The sequence below is a fragment of the Sutterella massiliensis genome, assembly GCF_016899755.1.
In the GTDB taxonomy this organism is placed as follows: Bacteria; Pseudomonadota; Gammaproteobacteria; order Burkholderiales; family Burkholderiaceae_F; genus Sutterella; species Sutterella massiliensis.
Map to the genome: position 1 here is coordinate 1 of NZ_JACJJC010000247.1, position 527 is coordinate 527.

Sequence of the window (527 nt, forward strand, 5' to 3'; positions counted from 1 at the left end):
GGCAGGGTTTTCGACCGATTCAGGAAAAAGGAGAGTCCATCCCCAGACACCTTTTTTTCGGTCGTAGCTTGGAACGGAGACTCCTGTGATCGTCGAATTCTCGGTGATATCAACGTTGTTTTTAAGAATCATGTTGCTCAGGAAAACATCGTTGTCAAGCTTACCGAAAGCACGGTTCGGAGCGATAAATGCAACCGTAGAATAGGTCTTCTTCAAGAGTCGCGTGTTCGGAATTCCTTTTGTCTTTTCTACCGAAACAACAAGATTCTTCTCACCCTCTATATATCGCAAACGGACGGCATCACCTAAACGTAGCTTTTGTTGAGTACAATTGCTAGGTGCGAAGAAATTTTCGAGTTTTTCCTCATTCAATTTATTTAAACCGACAAAATGGATGGCATGCTTTTTACTATTGATACTCGAAACTACAGCTTCAGCCTCTTCGGTAAAGTCCCAGAACGAACCCTCTCGTCTTCGAAGAGCGAGAACAGAAATTTTTCCACGCTCTTCTTTTTCTGTCTTTACCT

The 527-nt window shown here is 42.9% G+C and carries 1 protein-coding gene; it reads right to left on the reverse strand.

Going from position 1 to position 527, the window contains the following annotated elements; all coding sequences use genetic code 11:
• The coding region (locus H6A60_RS12400; protein WP_205105079.1) for a hypothetical protein at positions 1 to 527 on the reverse strand (527 nt) is incomplete at both ends.